Source organism: Yersinia intermedia (assembly GCF_900635455.1).
In the GTDB taxonomy this organism is placed as follows: domain Bacteria; phylum Pseudomonadota; class Gammaproteobacteria; order Enterobacterales; family Enterobacteriaceae; genus Yersinia; species Yersinia intermedia.
In genome coordinates, this window is record NZ_LR134116.1 from 159,357 (window position 1) to 176,402 (window position 17,046).

The window sequence follows — 17,046 nt, forward strand, 5'->3', positions numbered from 1 at the left end:
AAGGAAAGAAAAGAATGACGAAGAAAGCTGATTTTATTTGGTTTAACGGTGAAATGGTTCCGTGGGCAGAGGCTAAAGTTCACGTGATGTCTCACGCGTTACACTACGGCACGTCAGTCTTCGAAGGTGTCCGTTGCTATGACTCCCACAAAGGGCCAGTAGTTTTCCGTCACCGCGAACATATGCAGCGTTTACATGACTCAGCCAAAATTTATCGTATGCCGGTTTCCCAAACCGTTGATGAGCTGATGGAAGCCTGCCGTGCGACATTGCGTAAAAACAATCTGACCAGCGCGTATATCCGCCCGTTAGTGTTTATTGGTGATGTCGGGATGGGTGTGAACCCGCCAGATGGCTATAAAACAGATGTGATCATCGCTGCGTTCCCATGGGGTGCTTATCTGGGTGCAGAAGCGTTGGAGCAAGGTATTGATGCCATGGTGTCCTCATGGAACCGTGTGGCACCTAATACCATCCCGACCGCCGCGAAAGCGGGCGGTAACTACCTCTCGTCCTTGCTGGTGGGCAGCGAAGCGCGCCGTCACGGCTATCAGGAAGGGATTGCGCTGGATGTTCATGGCTACTTGTCTGAAGGTGCTGGTGAAAACCTGTTTGAAGTAAAAGATGGCATTCTGTTCACACCGCCATTTACCTCGTCAGCCCTGCCGGGTATCACCCGTGATGCAATTATCAAACTGGCGAAAGACATGGGTCTGGAAGTCCGTGAGCAAGTGTTGTCACGTGAATCTCTCTATTTGGCTGACGAAGTGTTTATGTCCGGTACTGCGGCAGAAATTACGCCAGTGCGCAGCGTGGATGGTATTCAGGTCGGTATTGGTAAACGTGGGCCAATTACTGGCAAAATTCAACAAGCGTTCTTTGGCCTGTTCACCGGTGAAACCGAGGACAAGTGGGGCTGGCTGGATCCAATCAATCAATAAAAACTGGCAGACAGAATCAGCAGGTGGTTCGTTCGCCACCTGCTTTTGACACCACAAATGTGCACCATACTCAGTTTGCAACACATTACATTTACAACAACTAGCTGATTTGCAATATAAAATCTGGAGTAAAGAGACAATGCCTAAGTACCGTTCCCATACCACCACTCATGGCCGCAATATGGCTGGCGCTCGTGCACTGTGGCGCGCTACCGGTATGACCGATGATGACTTCGGCAAACCGATTATTGCAGTGGTTAACTCATTTACCCAGTTTGTACCGGGCCACGTTCATTTGCGCGACTTAGGCAAGCTGGTAGCGGAGCAAATTGAAGCGTCTGGCGGCGTGGCTAAAGAGTTCAACACTATTGCGGTGGATGATGGGATCGCGATGGGCCACGGCGGCATGCTCTATTCACTGCCTTCACGTGAATTGATTGCCGACTCCGTAGAGTACATGGTTAACGCCCATTGCGCGGATGCCATGGTGTGTATCTCTAACTGCGACAAAATTACCCCAGGGATGCTGATGGCGTCTCTGCGTTTGAATATTCCGGTGATCTTTGTGTCCGGTGGCCCGATGGAAGCGGGTAAGACCAAACTGTCCGATAAAATCATCAAACTGGATCTGGTGGATGCCATGATTCAGGGCGCAAATCCGAATGTCAGTGATGCCGACAGTGAGCAGATTGAACGCTCTGCCTGCCCAACCTGTGGTTCCTGCTCGGGGATGTTTACTGCCAACTCGATGAACTGCCTGAATGAGGCGCTGGGTCTGGCGCTGCCAGGTAACGGCTCACTGTTGGCGACCCATGCCGACCGTAAGCAACTGTTCCTCGATGCCGGTAAGCACATTGTTGCGCTGACTAAACGTTATTACGAACAGGATGATGTTAGTGCCTTGCCGCGCAGCATCGCGAACAAAGCTGCATTTGAAAATGCCATGACGCTGGATATCGCCATGGGCGGCTCGACCAACACCGTACTGCACTTACTGGCCGCAGCACAGGAAGGGGATGTTGATTTCGATATTAGCGATATTGACCGTTTATCTCGCCAGGTGCCTCATTTGTGTAAAGTTGCGCCGAGCACGCAGAAATACTATATGGAAGACGTGCACCGTGCGGGTGGGGTCATGGGTATTTTAGGCGAACTGGATCGTGCAGGCTTGCTTAACCGCGAGGTGCGTAATGTGTTGGGGCTGAATCTGACCGATACGCTGGAAACCTATGACGTGATGCTGACCCGCGACGAAGGTGTCAAACAGATGTACGCCGCAGGCCCGGCGGGTATTCGTACCACGAAAGCCTTCTCGCAGGATTGCCGCTTCCCATCACTGGATACTGACCGCGAAGAGGGCTGTATCCGTACTCGTGAACATGCTTACAGCCAAGACGGTGGTTTAGCTGTGCTGTACGGCAATATCGCTGCGAACGGTTGTATCGTTAAAACCGCCGGTGTGGATAAAGAGAGCCTGACCTTCCGTGGCCCGGCCAAAGTGTATGAGAGCCAGGATGACGCAGTAGAGGCTATTCTCGGCGGTAAAGTTGTGGCGGGTGACGTGGTGGTTATCCGTTATGAAGGGCCAAAAGGCGGGCCGGGAATGCAGGAAATGCTCTATCCAACCACCTATTTGAAATCCATGGGATTAGGCAAGAGTTGTGCTTTGTTGACTGATGGCCGTTTCTCCGGCGGGACGTCTGGTTTGTCGATTGGTCATGTTTCACCAGAAGCGGCCAGTGGCGGCCTGATTGGTCTGGTGCAGGATGGCGATTTCATTGATATCGATATCCCGAACCGTGGCATTGTGTTGGATGTGAGCGAATCTGAGCTGACAGCTCGTCGTGAAACTGAAGAGGCCCGTGGCGATGCAGCCTGGTCACCTAAAGCTCGCGAACGTCAGGTTTCTTATGCACTGCGCGCTTATGCTCTGCTGGCAACCAGCGCCGATAAAGGTGCTGTGCGCGATAAAAGTAAGCTGGGAGGCTAAAACCCATGGCGGTATCACAACCCTTATCTGCTGCCCCTTGTGGGGCAGAATATCTGCGGGCGATATTGCGCGCGCCGGTATATGAGGTGGCGCAAGTCACTCCGTTGCAAGTGATGGATAAAATCTCCTCCCGCTTGGGCAATACTATTTTGGTTAAACGTGAAGACCGCCAGCCAGTACACAGCTTTAAGCTGCGTGGTGCTTATGCGATGCTGGCGGGTCTGACAGAAGAACAGAAAGCCTGTGGTGTGATAACCGCCTCTGCCGGTAATCATGCGCAAGGTGTCGCGCTTTCAGCCAGTAAGTTGGGTATCAAAGCACTTATCGTGATGCCGGTAGCAACCGCTGACATCAAAGTAGACGCGGTGCGCGGTTTTGGTGGTGAGGTGCTGCTGTTCGGTGCCAATTTCGATGAAGCCAAAGGCAAAGCTATCGAGTTGTCCCAGCAACAGGGGTATACCTTTGTGCCGCCGTTTGACCATCCGGCTGTTATCGCCGGGCAGGGGACGCTGGCGATGGAGTTGCTCCAGCAAGACGCACACCTTGATCGGATTTTTGTCCCGGTCGGTGGCGGTGGGCTGGTGGCTGGTGTGGCGGTGCTTATCAAGCAACTGATGCCGCAGATTAAAGTGATCGGGGTTGAAGCAGAAGATTCAGCCTGCTTACGTGCCGCACTGGATGCGGGCAAGCCGGTTGATCTAGCCCGTGTTGGGTTGTTCGCTGAAGGTGTCGCCGTCAAGCGCATTGGTGATGAACCGTTCCGCCTGTGCCAGGAGTATTTGGACGAAGTGATCACCGTCGACAGTGATGCTATCTGTGCGGCAGTAAAAGATTTATTTGAGGATGTGCGTGCCATCGCCGAACCTTCTGGTGCTTTGGCGCTGGCGGGCCTGAAAAAGTATGTCCAGCAGCATAATATCAAAGGTGAACGTCTGGCCCATGTGCTGTCCGGTGCTAACGTGAACTTCCACGGCCTGCGCTATGTGTCAGAACGTTGTGAGCTGGGCGAGCAGCGCGAAGCTTTGCTGGCCGTCACTATCCCTGAGAAAAAAGGCAGTTTTCTGCGTTTCTGCGAGTTGCTGGGAGGGCGTTCAGTCACCGAGTTTAACTACCGTTATGCTGATGCCGACAATGCCTGCATTTTCGTAGGGGTACGTTTGACGCGCGGCTATGCCGAGCGGGCAGAGATATTGGCGGAGCTACAGGCAAAAGATTATCAGGTGGTGGATCTATCTGATGACGAGATGGCCAAGCTGCATGTGCGTTATATGGTGGGGGGCCGTCCTTCGAAGCCATTACGTGAGCGGCTGTACAGCTTTGAATTCCCTGAATCACCGGGCGCATTGCTGAAGTTCTTGCATACCCTGGGTACGCACTGGAACATTTCTTTGTTCCACTATCGTAGCCATGGCACTGATTTTGGCCGGGTATTGGCAGGGTTTGAGTTGTCAGATTCTGAGCCGCAATTTGAAGAGCACCTGGCCGCACTGGGCTATGATTGCCATGATGAAACTAACAACCCGGCGTTTAAGTTCTTTTTAGCGGGTTAAGTTTGGGCTGGATTAAGTGGCAGTGAATACCTATCAATAGTAATAAAACTCAGTGCTAATAAGTGCTGAGTTTTTTATTTCTACTTAGTTATATTTAATCTTCTTATATATTCTCAAAAATAAGCATTCCAAATGAAATTCAGTATTAGTGCAGCGTAATATCATCTGTGGATTTATTAATTGAGATGAATAATATCGCAGTTAATAACCATGTTGTTGAATGATTATTTTTCATGGTTTGAATAATATATGGAGTTTTTATATGAGTGAAACATTAGCATCAATTAAGGCATCAATTAAATCATCGGCACCTGACTACATTCCACCAACACAGCTAAGCCGTCGTTCAGACCCACTGCAATACTCAATAGAATCGTACTCAGGGGCGCGTGTGAGTAAGACGATTGAAACAACACATAATAGAGATAAGGTAGTTAGAGAGGTTGTAACAACAGAACGAATTGGCCCTGCGAATAATAAGATTATCAATATAAGAACCTATGATGCAACTACCAATACGATAAATAAGGCTATCGAGCACTTTGATTCTAACAATAATATGACTAAGAGGGTGGTTAAAAGCTTTAGCTATGATCCGGTTAAAAAAGCAGTTCAATTGGGGGAAACCGTGGTAGTAAAGCAAAGTTTCGATGCTAAAAATAATATAACGCACCGCGCTGAACAGAAATTTAATGCTGCTGGTAAAATCACTTATAACGTGATTGATACCTATCCCAACGTAAACATTACCAACAATTTGCGCAGCGATATCTGCCAACTGACAAATTCAATAAACAGTTTCCCTACCAAAGAGAGCACTCCTGTTCCTGTGGAGGCGACTATTGGTAATCATTTAAATCTGGGGCTGAGGAATCTTGTTCCCGCCATGAATTACGCTTCTCGATTGTAAACTACAGCAATCCCCAAAATGCTTCGATCAACGGCTCATTGAGCCGTTTTTTGGGTACACAAACCCCCAACTCAAATGGCTCGACCAACGAAATATCATCCAGCAAGGAAATACGGTTGCGCACCGGTTCCGGGCTGTTATCCACCACCACCGATGGGATCAGTGCCACACCGCAGCCCAATGCTACCATTGATACAATCGCTTCATGGCCGGAAACCGTAGCATAAATCAATGGGTTACTGATGCGTTGACGGCGGAACCACAAATCAATGCGTTTTCGTGATGGGCCATGCTCAGGCAAAATAAAGGGGACCGTGGCCCAATCGGGCTGTTCCACCGAGACCTGTGAACGTACTGCACAAGGCAGTGCTGGTGCAATCAGAACCAGTGGAATTTCGCCAATCTGGGTAAAGGCAATGCTGGTGGGGAGCACTTCAGGGCGACCCGCAATACCGAGATCAGCCTCATTCGATTGCACTTTATCCACCGCATCGGCGGCATCACCGGTAGTGAGTTTGATTTCAACCAACGGATGGCGTGCGCGAAAGCGATCCAGAATGGGGGGCAAATGGCTATAGGCGGCGGTGACCGAACAAAATAGTCGCAGTTCACCACTGAGCGATGGCCCGTGCTGACCTAATGCATGGCGCAGTTGCTGGTACTGTAGCAATGTCTGTTGAGCAAAAGCCTTGAGCTGTGTACCGGCATCGGTCAGTTGCACCGTGCGGTTGTCACGTAAAAACAGGGGCTGTCCGAGCGTTTCTTCCAGCCGCTGGATCTGGCGCGACAGGGTGGATGGACTGACGTGTGTCGCTTTAGCCGTGCGGCCAAAGTGGCGGCTTTCAGCCAAATGCAGAAACAATTTCAGGTCACGTAAATCCATAACAGACAGCCTCTGAGGTGAGAAGAGCTATTGTATTGCATAAGAAATAAACTGTATTGCAGAATCTGCAACGTCACATTGTTAATATATCAATTTCAGCAATGTGTTTCCTGTCATATAGTAAATCCAAGATAATCCCCGGCCCAGACAGGGGATGTGAAAAACAGCAACACACAACATTAGCTACACAAACACAATATTCGTTTGCAGTAACCAAAATAAATAGCTGCACCCACAAAACAGAACCCGAACGGAGTAATACCATGGCTAACTATTTCAACACATTGAACCTGCGTCAGCAGTTGGCGCAATTAGGTAAGTGTCGCTTTATGGCACGTGACGAATTTGCCGATGAAGCAAGCTACCTGAAAGGTAAAAAAGTGGTGATCGTCGGCTGTGGCGCACAAGGCTTGAACCAAGGCTTGAACATGCGTGATTCTGGCCTTGACGTGGCTTACGCTCTGCGTAAAGAAGCGATTGCTGAGAAGCGTGCTTCATGGCGCAAAGCGACCGAAAATGGCTTTAAAGTAGGTACTTACGAAGATTTGATCCCACAGGCTGATTTGGTGGTTAACCTGACACCAGACAAACAGCACTCCGCAGTGGTTCAAGCGGTTCAGCCACTGATGAAAGATGGCGCGGCACTGGGTTACTCTCATGGCTTCAACATCGTTGAAGTGGGTGAGCAAGTTCGTAAAGATATCACTGTGGTGATGGTAGCGCCGAAATGCCCTGGTACTGAAGTTCGTGAAGAATACAAACGTGGTTTTGGTGTGCCGACACTGATCGCGGTTCACCCGGAAAACGATCCAAAAGGCGAAGGCATGGCGATTGCCAAGGCTTGGGCGGCAGCAACCGGTGGTCATCGTGCTGGTGTGTTGGAGTCTTCTTTCGTTGCGGAAGTAAAATCTGACCTGATGGGTGAGCAGACTATCCTGTGTGGTATGTTGCAGGCCGGTTCGTTGCTGTGTTTCGATAAACTGGTTTCTGAAGGTACTGACGCGGCTTATGCCGAGAAATTGATTCAGTTCGGTTGGGAAACCATTACCGAAGCGCTGAAACAAGGCGGGATTACGCTGATGATGGACCGTCTGTCCAATCCGGCTAAACTGCGTGCTTATGCGCTGTCTGAACAGTTGAAAGAAATCATGGCTCCGCTGTTCCAAAAGCATATGGATGACATCATTTCTGGTGCTTTCTCTAGCGGCATGATGGCTGACTGGGCGCAAGACGATGTTAAATTGCTGAACTGGCGTGAAGAGACCGGCAGAACAGCATTCGAGAATGCGCCACAATTCGATGGCAAAATCTCAGAGCAAGAATACTTTGACCACGGTGTACTGATGATTGCTATGGTGAAAGCAGGCGTTGAGCTGGCATTCGAAACCATGGTTGATTCCGGTATCATTGAAGAATCTGCGTATTATGAATCTCTGCATGAGCTGCCATTGATCGCCAATACCATCGCTCGTAAGCGCTTATATGAAATGAACGTGGTTATTTCTGATACGGCTGAATATGGTAACTACCTGTTCGCTAACGCAGCGGTTCCATTGCTGAAAGGCAAATTCATGGATTCACTGCAAGCAGGGGATTTGGGTAAGAGCGTTGCCGGTACTGCGGTTGATAACGCGCAATTGCGTGATGTGAATGAAGCCATTCGTAACCACCCAATTGAAGCCGTAGGCCACAAACTGCGTGGCTATATGACCGATATGAAACGTATCGCAGTTGCGGGCTAAGTCCCTTTTGTCTTTGACGCCGCTGCGTTGTTAGCGGCGTTTAACTCTGCGTGAAACAGGCCGCTGCCATTAAATAATGGCAGCGGCTTTTTTTTATCTCAGATTTAGTACATTTCTCGAATACAAAAATTTATTAAATTAATACTATCACGGCCCGAAAAAAATCCAGTAAGGTGTTAATCGTGGTTTAACACATCGCAGATAAATGCAGTATTAAACGCTATCAATCACAATATTATTATGAAGGTAATCACGCACCTCGCTAATTAGCGAGGTGTTTTTATTTGAGGGTCTGGCAAAGCTGAATAATAAAAAATAATGGCATTTAAATAATGTTAAGGGGGTGAGAAAAGACAAATAGATTTAGCAGTAAATATTCTCGTTAATTATAAAAGTTTAAATAAGGAAATAAAGTATGGGAAAAGGACACAGTAATATAATGGGGCATGGTAGGCATGGCCCAACCGGGGGCAGAAACCCCAACAGTGGCAGGGGATGGGGAGTATCACAAACACCTTATGGCCCTCTTCGCCACTACAGCCCGAGTCTATTTGATGGCCGTGGCCCAACCAGTGGCGGAAACCCCAACAGTGGCATGGGATGGGGAGTATCACAAACACCCTACGGCCCTCTTCGCCACTACAGCCCGAGTCTATTTGATGGCAACGATAATCTGGCACAAAGGCCAGAGCTACAAGTAGCAATAGTCCCTGGTGTTGCCGTTCCCCTATCACTGGTTGCTGGTGAATGGGGGTTTACGCTGCTTAAACCAAAGGTAGTTGCTGCGGCACTTGATCTGGCTCTTACGCGGATGGCGATGTTTGCCGTGGATGCGGCACCTTATGCCGGGCGGTTCGCCGGGGTTGTTGGCATGTTGCTGGCACCCTCTGAAATCGCGAAAGATGATATGTCAGTGATCCGGCGTACCGTTGTCACGCTGCCTGCCGACAAGATCACGACCATGCCACTTGCACAGTTACCTACGCAGCCTGCGGTAGTGGCAGATGTCCGGTTGCATGATGTGGTACAGGATGGCGTGCAGAAAATCGCTATAGTGAAATCCAAACATGTGCCGATTGCGGTGCCAGTGGTGCAGGCGAAACCCACTGATCGGACAGGGGTATTTACCGCTCAGATCCTCAATGGCATGCCACCTATCCACATCCATGTTGATACGAGTTCCTCCCCTCCCACGGCAATGCAACCAAGCGGTATTAGTGAGGTGAGGGATAGCCCAGTAACACCGGTATTTTCTCCACTGGGGAGCCACAGCCATGACGCGATTGTCTACTTCCCCGTAGAAACGAATACCGACCCGGTCTATATCTCGGTCACGACTGTATTGACGCCAGAGCAGATTACGCAGGTGGAGGCGGAAAATCGGCAAAAACAAGCACAATGGGATGCCAATTATCCGGTTGAAGCGGCGGAATACCAGTTAAGCCAGGCGAATGACGCTTTGGCCCAGGAGCAGAATAATATTGTACCCTATCAGGCGGCACTGGATGAGCTTAAGGGGACCTGGGAAGGGCGTCTTTTAGACGATCCTGATCGATACCCTTTTAGAGATGAAATCGAAGAATTCATCTCTATATCGAGTAGCTCTAGATACCGTTTTATGTTCGACATTGAGATAAAGAACCGCCAGGAGCTGGAGAATCTATTAAATATTGGCGGTGAAGCCTTTGATCCCTTCCCTGATGGCATGAGTCCAGAAGAGATGGAATACTATGGATATCATGCTGGGTTGCTCATGCAGGCGTTAACGATTGGGCATTATGATCTGTTGCGTAAACACCTGTTGGCTTATCAGGCTAATATTAACACGGCTCAGTTGGCTTTAGATTCTATTCAACACCAATTAGATATGGCTATAAATGCCGTCAATAACGCTGAGCAGCATTTAACTCAGGTTAGAGCTAATGTTGAGAATGTATCTTTGACGGCAGAAACCGCAGAATGGTTGCGACCTGCTGAGTTTGAGCAATGGAATGCCGAAGTAACAGAACGGTGGCGACTTAAGGATGAGCAGCGGGCAATAGAGATAGCTGAATGGCAACAGCGCGTTGAGCGTGAGCGACTGGCGGCACAAGCGGCAGACGGCTTTGCTAAACAGCAAATAGCTATTCGTAACAATAGCTTTTCTTTACCCGCTCATCCGAAAGGAAGTACCCATACGCCTGGTTTTGCCGGGGTAGGAATGGGGACGATTGCCTTAAGTTCCCCGGTAGCCAGAGGATTTAGCGCCACGTTACGGACAGCATTGGCGAGATTCAGTACGATTGCTCCCACCTTGTTAGCTAGACCAATAGCAATGACTGTTGGTTCTGGTTTCTACCCAACCAAGGTAGGAGGGCCAGATAAACCTGCACTTGTGGGTAGTTTCCCGCTTAGCGAAATGGGGTTACCCCCTGCAACACCGCTACCGCAGCAAGGTGAAATTGATCTTCCTGTCAGAATGCTGATGACGGGTCAGGATGATTGGACGGATGTTTATGCAGTAAAAACCGGTGCCGCAAATATTGCCGCTAAGGTAAAGGTTACCACTGCCCAATTTGATCAATCAAAAGGTGTTTATACTTTTACCACCGACAGTCAGCCGCCACGCACCTTTATTTTTACGCCAGCACAACCGCCCGGCATGGATATCAGCTCGGTATTGCCACAACCGCCCAGTGCACCGGTTGTTCCGTCGCATACTGGGGCTGATATCACCTTCCTGGCTACCAAGCCGAGCTTAATATTTCTGGCTCTGGAAGAGGGTGATTTCCACGATTACATCATTTGGTTCCCGGCAGCGTCGGGGCTGGAACCGGTGTATATTTATCTTAAAACGCCACGGGATGAGCCGGGTGAAGTAACCGGTCGTGGGCAGCAAGTTGCAGGCGTTTGGTTGGCAGAGGCGGGTAAGGGGCTGGGAGCACCCATCCCAGTACAGATTGCCGATAAATTACGTGGCAGGAAGTTCAGTAGTTTTGGTGAGTTTCGTAGGGCTTTATGGTTGGAAATATCTAAAGATCCAACTTTATCGGAACAGTTTAAATCTGGTAATTTAGGGAATATTAAGAATGGCAAGGCTCCATCGCCTAGAGAAAGTGAGCAAGTCGGTGGTCGGGTAAAACATGAACTGCATCATGTGAAACCTATCAGTAAAGGTGGTGCCGTTTACGATATTGATAATATTAGAGTGTTAACGCCTAAGAGGCATATAAAAATTCATAAAGAGGTGAAGTAATATGGAAGGAAACACTATATCTGATTACACGGAATCTGAGTTTTTAGAGTTCGTAAAAAAACTGTTCAATGTGGAAAATACATCTGAAGAAGACGATATTCAAAACCTTCTTAAATTTAAAAGACTATGTGAGCATCCTGCCGGGTCTGATCTTATCTACTACCCAGAAGCTCATCAGGATGATAGTCCTGAAGGTGTCGTGAGTGAAATAAAAAAATGGCGAGCCGAAAATGGCAAGCCTGGATTCAAAGAGTAACTTATATCGTTAAGTAAAAATATAGGCCGCTTTTCTGGCGGGTTATATTTTATTAATTAGTTAATAAAATATAAACACTCATTTATTATATCATTTGGTCCTCAGATTATTAGTGGCTGGGAGCTCCCATCCCAGTACAGATTGCCGATAAATTACGTGGCAGGACGTTCAGTAGTTTTGATGAATTAGAGGATAATAAGCTGATGATCGAGCGGCTGGAGCGAATCTTGATGGGGGAACTCACGGCCACTGATATTGATAAACGCTTTTATACTCATGAAATCAGAGAGCTAGAACGATATCGTGCGCTAGGGGTGCCGGATGGTGTTAATGATAAATCTGTTTGGAATGACGCTCATACCGCAACTCTGGAGGACTATAAGGTTAATGAAAAAAAAGAGCCTTTATATACGCCAGAAGCTGAGGATGCATATATAAAAGCAGAGTTAAAAATATTTAGGAGATAAATAATGTCAAATATGGAAAAAATAATTAAAAATGAAACAGTCGAAGATGTTCTATTAGCCTTCACTCCTAATACAGCATATCAAGGTATTGATCGAATGTATGTGAAATATCATTTTGATGTGGTAGCTAACCGAGAGCTTTTATTTACATATCAGAGGTTAATAAAAGAAGGTAAGTTGGCTGAAGATGATAAAGGGCATACACTCAAAGGTCCCAACTGGAAAGAACCGAAATTCGTAACCGACAAAAAATACGATGCGGAATAATGTTCAACATTACTAAAAATTTATTGTAATTAATAATCAGTGAACAAGGATGTTACTGGTTGTTTTTTATGATTACTGATTATGATATTAATGTGAATATATTTATGATATGAATTGTGGGGCTAAAATTACGACTAATTTGGTTTGATAAAAACTGATGTGTTAGTTGGCATGAGATTTTATAAGGATTTTGGGGGTGATGATACTATCATCGAGATATTAGAGCTTCCTTTGGATGATACGATGAATTACGGGGGTGAAGTAGCATAGAACTGGATGATATCTATTCAACCACATTTTAAAAATATCATTACAATAGATAAGTATAAGTACTTTATTAATTAGTTGCTGAAATATAAATACTCTATTTATTACATCATTTGGTTCCCGGCAGCGTCGGGGCTGGAACCGGTGTATATTTATCTAAGTAAATCTAAAGAGTCGTATTCTCATGGTTTCAAACATTACCCACCCAAGAATATGAAGTGGGACGATATTGTTAACTCGACTAAATCAGGTCCGGCAAAATTCAAACAAGGTGTTAATATCCCTGAAGTTGATCAAGAAGTTTGGTTGACAGGGATTTCAGTAACTAATGGTCAATCTTGGAAAGTTAAGGAATTTAGAGATGTTCAAGGTGCATATAAAGGAAAGGAAACTTGCTGGGTAGTAACTAAAGAATCGGGGGGTGTTATTCACTCTCATCCAATTGGTGAAGCCGAATCCAGGAGATTAATAAAATGAACAAAGAATTAAAATTATTTGATGACGTATTATATATAAGTAATGCTGAATATATATATAACGATCTGCATTCTATTCAAAAAGATGATAGGTTGTCAGATGTTATTGACCTTCTTGATGAGGATCTACTACAGATAAAATATCTGAATGGCTCTATTGTTGATGTTGGTTGGTATCCCTCTTTTGACGAGAGTGGTTATTTTAAAGTTATGTCTATTAGACATGATGACTGGGAGAATCCCATTTACTCCAGCACTTTAGGATTTAGCCTTAACCAGTTGTTGGAAGAAATCAAAATGGCCATATCAAAAATTTAACTATTGGCCACTTGGTTTCCAAAATTATAATATAGGCCGCCTTTCTGGCGGTTTATATTTTATTAATTAGTTAATAAAAACATAAACACTCATTTATTATATCATTTGGTCCTCAGATTATTAGTAGCTGGGAGCACCCATCCCAGTACAGATTGCCGATAAATTACGTGGCAGGAAGTTCAGTAGTTTTGATAGATTTAGGGCAGCGTTTTGGCAGGAGGTTGCGAATGATCCTGAGCTATCTGGGCAGTTCTCACCTTTAAACCAGAATAGAATGAAACGTGGTTATGCTCCATATCCAATACCAACTGAGCAAGTAGGAGGAAGAGAGAAATTTGAGCTTCATCATATTAAATTTATTCGTGATGATGGTGCAGTTTATGACATTGAAAATATAAGGGTAATGACACCAAAACGACATGTAAATATTCACTCAAAGAATGGAGGCGAGTAATGGAATTAAAAAATAGTATAAGTGAATATACTGAGTTGGAATTTTTAGTTTTTTTAAAAAATTTTGGCCGTAGATGTTTCAGAGAAGGAACATGATGCTCTTATTCATCATTTTGTAATGCTCACTGAGCATCCTCACGGGAATGGATTGCTATTTTATCCCGATTCAGACGTTGATAATAGTCCCGAAGGTATTCTTGAATTCATTAAAAAATGGCGGGCCGAAAATGGCAAACCTGGATTCAAAGAGTAACTTATATAGCTAAATAATAATATAACCCACATTGTCGGCGGTTTATATTGGGTTGATTTATTATTATATAAATGATGTGTGAATTATGTGATGTAACTTTAAAATAATTAAGGTGAGGATGTGTTGACTTTTCTTTCAAAAATACCTATTCATCTCATGGGCGGGGAAATTAATTAAATTAATGCTATCTCGGCCCGAAAAAAATCTTGTAAGGTGTTGATCGTGGTTTAACACACCACAGATAAATCCTTCAAGTTGCAGGCGCGTTGGTTGGATGAGGGCATCCGTTATGTAAGTTTATTGGGGCGTTCTCATTTATCGCCTGCCTGAATATTGAAATCTATTAGAATAGCATCTGTTTTCAATCTTATTAATAGATATACCTCACTGGTTGGTTAAGTCTGTTTTCGCGAGTATTGTGAGGCGATATTAGTTAAATAAAAAGGTATTTAAATATAAAAGGAGATAGGTAATGAGTAACATTCAAACTGTGTTGGCGCGCTGGGGAGTATGGGCCAGAGAAAATATTCATCTGGATTATCCCCATATTGCCAATGGTTTTAAGGGCATGGTAATGAGAAATAAACCGGCTGAGTCATGTTGCGATAATGACGGATTGGTTATTGATAAAACAATAGGGAATTTACAGCGAGCCTCGCGAGAAAAAGAACTGGAACTGATCCTGCGACATTATGTGTATGGGCAATCTAAAGCCTCTATTGCCCGATTGAAAAAATGTAATGAGCGGGAAATTAGGCGTCAATTACAACTGGCTGAAAGTTTTATTGAAGGCGGTATCGTACAATCAGATGCCGCACTGGAAATGCATATGGAGTGATTTCTATAGTTTCTAAATATAATGAGGTTTAATAGAATAGAGGATTAAATAATGGATTATAGCATTGGTGTGTAGGACTCAATACGAAGTGAAGTAGAGTAAGAATAAGGTGTGCGGCTGTCCATGGTAACCCGAAACCAGAATATAAACTGTCTTTGCGGCAGTTTATATTCATTAAGGTTTTTATTTTAAATTGTTGCTAAATGCCTTTCGGTTACCTAAATCATCAATTAGGACAAAATTGACGGTCTTGCTGCCAGCGGGGGGAAAACGATTGAGTGGAAAATCAAGCTTGGAAAAAGGAGCAACCATATCTGGCAAGCTTTCAGTTGAGCCTAATGTTAATGAAGCTAATGATGCATAATAAGGCGTCGGGTTATCAACTCGAATCAGGGCGGTATCGCCTTTTGTCTCAAGGGTAAAGGTTAACGCTTTACCTAAGGTATCGCCTGGGGCTTGTAAGCTTTTAGGGCGGTAAAATACTTTGTATTGCATGCGTAGGGCCAGTGTGACGAGAGATTCGTCCTCCGTTTTAGGCGTTGCCTTTGGCGGGATTTCGTAAACATTGAGCCAAAATGCAGATTCCCTATCTACAGGTAATTTACTGGCGCCCGATAAGATTAATCGCAGGCTGCGTTGTGCCTGTGGTTGTAACCGAAATAGCGGGGGCAACACTAATACCGGTGAAATAGATTTCTCTGGAGTTGCCGCTAAATCACCGTCATCCACCCAAACCTGTACCGCCACCGGGTAGCTATTGCTGTTAACCAGTTGCAGCGATTCTTCCGTATTACCCTCGCTGAAGATAACGCGTGTCCTTTCTGCAACTACGCTTGCTGTGGCGGGCAGACTACAGGCCATTATGAGTAATAGAAGCCAGCCGCTCATCTTACTATTTACACGTTTCAACATCACATTATTGGACACGTATAACCACTTGCGCATGCGCATTTACTGCTCCTGCTGTCACAGTTTGCCCGCTGATTTTAGTTAACTCAGCCCGAAAACTCTCAGTGTAACTGTTGCCACCACTCACCGCGCCGGTTAATTCTTGTGCACCCTGGAAGATGCCATACCAACCGCCATTGTTACCCGATAGCGTTACATTCTTTGATAACAGATAAATTGGGGCATTGTTCCGGTAGATACGAATTCCAACGCCGCTCGCTGTGCCTGGAGAGCCATAACTATCTGATACCAAATGGCTAATCCCTCCACTGCCATTCATTAAACCCAAGGCTTGCGCTTTGGCGGCATTTGCTGCTGGCACCAGGAAACCCATGGCTACCGTGCCAGAAGTGACACCAGATGTCACGCCGGTCTGGCATTGAAAATCTACTCTAAATTCAGCCGAAGTGGTGCCACCACTGTTCAGTTCTGCCACAGAAATTCTCGGTAATACTACTGTTGGGGTAAAATTGGTTACCGCACAAATCGTGGTGCGCCGGAACGTGACATAATTGTACAACCCAATAGAGGCAGGCCACATTGCATACCAGCCGGGCCAGTTTGATACTGAGTCCGTTCCTTCAATAGGGCCACTAATCCCTGGCCCTTTAAACGCGATATAAGCATTTGGTTGGGTATAGGCATACAGGTAAGAGGCTGCGCTGTTAGTGCCAGCACGGGCATAATCAATGCGAAACAGTTCGGTATACAGATTACTGAAATTTTTGGCTTTGACTAAAATACGGCCACTGCTGTCTTTATCCAGCCCGGTTAAGCGCCGCCCTTTCCATAAGCGGGAGTAATACTCGCCTGTTGATAGGTTTGTAAGCCTGATGACAACATTACGTACATACGTAGCAAAGCCGGAGGGAACATTACCGGCAATGGTGCCGTCTTCATTTTTACCACCAAAGTCATTATCCCCGTTAGTGGCATACATCTCGAAGAGTTGATCAACGTCGGCTGCATCACAGCGAAATAGCACCCGATTAGGGTCATAACCGGTATTCAGGGCAAAGGTGGTGAAGTCAGAGGTACCTGCGGCCAATAACGTACCGTCAGGTTGAAAATTCGCCGCCGTGCTAAGGTCTATAATGCCCGGCAAACCGAGTGAGCCATTATTATAATCCAGAGAGCCCGCCCAGTCGCTTGCCGTACCATCGCCAGCGCCAAGCTGACTTTGTACCGTAATCCGGGTACAGGTTGACCATGCTGAGGTGCTGCATAACCCTATAAATAATATCATTCCAGC

17 protein-coding genes and 1 pseudogene are annotated in these 17,046 nt (G+C 46.2%); 15 read left to right on the forward strand and 3 right to left on the reverse strand.

Annotated elements, in window-relative coordinates:
* Positions 1-14 precede the first annotated feature (14 nt).
* The 4 genes from EL015_RS00755 to EL015_RS00770 all read left to right on the forward strand — a co-directional run bounded on the left by EL015_RS00755 (position 15) and on the right by EL015_RS00770 (position 5,391).
* A complete protein-coding gene (locus EL015_RS00755) occupies positions 15-941 on the forward strand; it encodes a branched-chain amino acid transaminase (RefSeq protein ID WP_005190314.1) in 927 nt (308 codons plus the stop codon).
* A 139-nt stretch (positions 942-1,080) separates the two neighbouring features.
* On the forward strand, positions 1,081-2,931 hold the full coding sequence (ilvD, locus tag EL015_RS00760; RefSeq protein WP_005190311.1) for a dihydroxy-acid dehydratase: 1,851 nt from the start codon (positions 1,081-1,083) through the stop codon (positions 2,929-2,931).
* 5 nt (positions 2,932-2,936) lie between these two features.
* Complete coding sequence (gene ilvA, locus EL015_RS00765) at positions 2,937-4,481, forward strand: threonine ammonia-lyase, biosynthetic (RefSeq protein ID WP_005190309.1); 1,545 nt, start codon at positions 2,937-2,939, stop codon at positions 4,479-4,481.
* Positions 4,482-4,743: 262 nt separating this feature from the next.
* Positions 4,744-5,391, forward strand: a complete 648-nt coding sequence (locus tag EL015_RS00770; protein ID WP_032907421.1) for a hypothetical protein — start codon at positions 4,744-4,746, stop codon at positions 5,389-5,391.
* Between the two features lies 1 nt (position 5,392).
* On the opposite strand, the gene ilvY is transcribed toward EL015_RS00770, so the two are convergent.
* Entirely contained in the window at positions 5,393-6,274 is an 882-nt protein-coding gene (gene ilvY, locus EL015_RS00775) for an HTH-type transcriptional activator IlvY (protein WP_005190304.1), read from the reverse strand.
* 263 nt (positions 6,275-6,537) lie between these two features.
* On the opposite strand from ilvY, the gene ilvC reads away from it, so the two are divergent.
* The 11 genes and pseudogenes from ilvC (at position 6,538) to EL015_RS00830 (ending at position 14,846) form a co-directional block, all read left to right on the forward strand.
* Complete coding sequence (gene ilvC, locus EL015_RS00780; protein ID WP_005190298.1) at positions 6,538-8,016, forward strand: ketol-acid reductoisomerase; 1,479 nt, start codon at positions 6,538-6,540, stop codon at positions 8,014-8,016.
* A 415-nt stretch (positions 8,017-8,431) separates the two neighbouring features.
* Complete coding sequence (locus tag EL015_RS00785) at positions 8,432-11,251, forward strand: colicin-like bacteriocin tRNase domain-containing protein (protein ID WP_032907420.1); 2,820 nt, start codon at positions 8,432-8,434, stop codon at positions 11,249-11,251.
* Position 11,252: 1 nt separating this feature from the next.
* Positions 11,253-11,507: a bacteriocin immunity protein gene (locus EL015_RS00790; RefSeq protein ID WP_005190289.1), complete on the forward strand. Its 255-nt coding sequence runs from the start codon at positions 11,253-11,255 to the stop codon at positions 11,505-11,507.
* A gap of 116 nt (positions 11,508-11,623) precedes the next feature.
* Positions 11,624-11,974, forward strand: coding sequence for a pyocin (locus EL015_RS00795; protein ID WP_330154876.1), 351 nt, complete (start codon positions 11,624-11,626; stop codon positions 11,972-11,974).
* Positions 11,975-11,977: 3 nt separating this feature from the next.
* Positions 11,978-12,241, forward strand: a complete 264-nt coding sequence (locus EL015_RS00800; RefSeq protein ID WP_032907418.1) for a hypothetical protein — start codon at positions 11,978-11,980, stop codon at positions 12,239-12,241.
* 159 nt (positions 12,242-12,400) lie between these two features.
* Positions 12,401-12,511: a colicin E3-like toxin immunity protein gene (locus tag EL015_RS21835; RefSeq protein ID WP_371112999.1), complete on the forward strand. Its 111-nt coding sequence runs from the start codon at positions 12,401-12,403 to the stop codon at positions 12,509-12,511.
* A 141-nt stretch (positions 12,512-12,652) separates the two neighbouring features.
* Entirely contained in the window at positions 12,653-12,985 is a 333-nt protein-coding gene (locus EL015_RS00810) for a hypothetical protein (protein ID WP_032907416.1), read from the forward strand.
* Positions 12,982-13,302 carry a hypothetical protein gene (locus EL015_RS00815; protein ID WP_005190279.1) on the forward strand — a complete coding sequence of 107 codons (321 nt, stop codon included), beginning with the start codon at positions 12,982-12,984 and terminating at the stop codon, positions 13,300-13,302. Before EL015_RS00810 ends, EL015_RS00815 begins: the two co-directional genes overlap by 4 nt.
* 139 nt (positions 13,303-13,441) lie before the next feature.
* Complete coding sequence (locus tag EL015_RS22060; RefSeq protein WP_330154877.1) at positions 13,442-13,756, forward strand: HNH endonuclease signature motif containing protein; 315 nt, start codon at positions 13,442-13,444, stop codon at positions 13,754-13,756.
* Positions 13,756-14,008 (forward strand): annotated as a pseudogene (locus tag EL015_RS00825) (bacteriocin immunity protein). Before EL015_RS22060 ends, EL015_RS00825 begins: the two are co-directional and overlap by 1 nt.
* 472 nt (positions 14,009-14,480) lie before the next feature.
* Entirely contained in the window at positions 14,481-14,846 is a 366-nt protein-coding gene (locus EL015_RS00830) for an antiterminator Q family protein (RefSeq protein WP_005190274.1), read from the forward strand.
* A gap of 183 nt (positions 14,847-15,029) precedes the next feature.
* On the opposite strand, the gene EL015_RS00835 is transcribed toward EL015_RS00830, so the two are convergent.
* Positions 15,030-15,797, reverse strand: coding sequence for a fimbrial biogenesis chaperone (locus EL015_RS00835; RefSeq protein WP_032907414.1), 768 nt, complete (start codon positions 15,795-15,797; stop codon positions 15,030-15,032).
* Complete coding sequence (stbD, locus tag EL015_RS00840; RefSeq protein WP_005190267.1) at positions 15,763-17,040, reverse strand: fimbrial usher protein StbD; 1,278 nt, start codon at positions 17,038-17,040, stop codon at positions 15,763-15,765. Before stbD ends, EL015_RS00835 begins: the two co-directional genes overlap by 35 nt.
* Between the last annotated feature and the right edge of the window lie 6 nt (positions 17,041-17,046).